The following is a 2,018-nucleotide window of genomic DNA, read 5'->3' as shown; positions in this document are numbered from 1 at the left end:
AGGGCACGGGGGTGTGGGGGAGGTTAAAGGAGGGGGTAGAGGGGGCATTGCCGCCCCCTCTACCCCCTCCTTAAAAAAATTTTAAAGCGTATCTTTAGAAAAAAATTTTTAAGACTCCGCTGCGCCCCTCCAATAATTAAAATTTTTCTTTTATCCTTGACAAAAAAATTTTTTAATAGTATAGTTGACCCATATTGATGAGGCGATAATAATGAAAAACTTTAATAACTTTAAAAATTTCACAAGCCAAGCATTCTGTTGTTGTTCTATAAAAATTTTATAGGACTTATTTGAATGTGAATCAATATTTTAAAATTTTTAAGCAAGAAGATTTTGAGAGTATATGAATTCATATACTCTCTTTTTTTATTTAGTTTTAAGGAGGACAAAATGACAAAATTATTAGAAACAATTGGCCAATCAAAACTCGTTCAACTAGAAAACATTGGCAACGGAAATATTTTTGTAAAGGTGGAAAAATCTAATCCAGCAGGATCAATTAAGGATAGGGCTGCTCTTTACATGATAAAGGGCGCCATAGAAGATGGCTCTCTCAAAGAAGGAATGGAAATTGTTGAGCCAACTAGCGGCAACACTGGCATAGGCATTGCCATGATTGGTCGTGCTCTTGGCTACAAGGTAAATATAGTCATGCCTTCTTCCATGTCCCTTGAAAGAAGAAATTTAATTGCATCCTTTGGCGCAAATTTAATTTTAACTGGCGAAGGCGGAATGCAAGAAGCTGTTGACAAGGCAAAGGAACTTGTTGCCACAGGAAATTATTTTATGCCAAACCAATTTGAAAATAAATACAATGCCCTTGCTCACGAAGAAACTACTGGTCCAGAAATTTATAGGGACCTAAAGGACATTTCAGGTTTCATAGCAGGTATTGGAACTGGTGGAACTGTCACTGGCATTGGAAGATATTTGAAGTCACAAAATAAAGAAATAAAAGTTTGGGGACTTGAACCTGATGAGTCTCCACTTATTACAAGGGGCAAGGCTGGAAGTCACAAAATCCAAGGCATTGGCGCAAACTTTATTCCAGGAGTTTTGGACCAAAAAGTTCTCGACAAAACTATAACAGTAAAATCAGATGAGGCAATTGAAATGGCAAGAAGACTTTCTCGCCAAGAGGGACTTTCAGTGGGAATATCAGCAGGCGCAAATGTCCTTGGCGCTTTAAAGATGCAAAAAGAAATTGGCGGCAAGATTGTAACAGTTGCTCCTGACACTGCAGAAAGGTATATGTCTACAGACTTATTTAAAAATGACTAATTTTTTTAAAGAATTAAAATCCTATGGGAAATTTATTTTAAGAGAAGATCCCGCTTGCAAAAGCTTATTTGAAGCTATATTTATGTATCCCATTGTGTCAGCCATGATTCGCCACAGAATTGCCCACTACTTTTATGAAAAAAACCATACCACTCTTGCCCGATGGATTTCCCAAAGGTCTCGCAAAAAAACTGGAATTGAAATTCATCCTGGTGCAAAAATCGGCAAAAATCTCTTTATCGACCACGGCATGGCTGTGGTCATAGGAGAGACTGCAGAAATTGGCGACAACTGTCACATGTATCACAACATAACTCTGGGCGGTACGGGAAATGAAAAGGAAAAGAAGAGACACCCAACAGTGGGCAACAATGTAATAATTGGAACAGGTGCCACTGTCCTTGGTCCAGTAAAAATTGGCGACGGGGCTAAAATTGGAGCAGGTGCCCTTGTCCTCACAGACATCCCTGCCAACTCAACTGCCGTTGGAGTGCCAGCTGAAGTTGTAAAATTTCACGACCCCATCGAAAATAAATACCACTAAAATTTTATAAAAATATTTTTTATAGGATAAAAGAAAACTCGGGAAGACCCCGAGTTTTTTGCATTAAAAAACTGCCACTAGGGCAGTCTTTTTTATAATTTTAATTAAATTATTTAGGCTCTATGTCAAATATTGGGGAGACTCGTTAATTCGAGTCTCTTTCTTTATGTAAAAATCCATACTTAGACGCTAA

2 protein-coding genes are annotated in these 2,018 nt (G+C 38.0%); both read left to right on the top strand.

Annotated features, from left to right (window positions below; genetic code table 11):
• Window positions 1-390 precede the first annotated feature (390 nt).
• On the top strand, window positions 391-1,281 hold the full coding sequence (gene cysK, locus WMO19_RS09655; RefSeq protein ID WP_349171658.1) for a cysteine synthase A: 891 nt from the start codon (window positions 391-393) through the stop codon (window positions 1,279-1,281).
• The gene (epsC, locus tag WMO19_RS09650; RefSeq protein WP_349171656.1) at window positions 1,274-1,825 is read left to right on the top strand and encodes a serine O-acetyltransferase EpsC; all 552 of its coding nucleotides are present in this window, start codon (window positions 1,274-1,276) and stop codon (window positions 1,823-1,825) included. The genes cysK and epsC overlap by 8 nt, the downstream gene beginning before the upstream one ends.
• Window positions 1,826-2,018 lie beyond the last annotated feature (193 nt).

This window comes from Peptoniphilus hominis (ex Hitch et al. 2025) (assembly GCF_040096015.1).
Taxonomy (GTDB): Bacteria; Bacillota; Clostridia; order Tissierellales; family Peptoniphilaceae; genus Peptoniphilus_A; species Peptoniphilus_A hominis.
The sequence above is the reverse complement of the archived record's forward strand: the minus strand, read 5'-3'. Positions and strand labels throughout refer to the sequence as shown.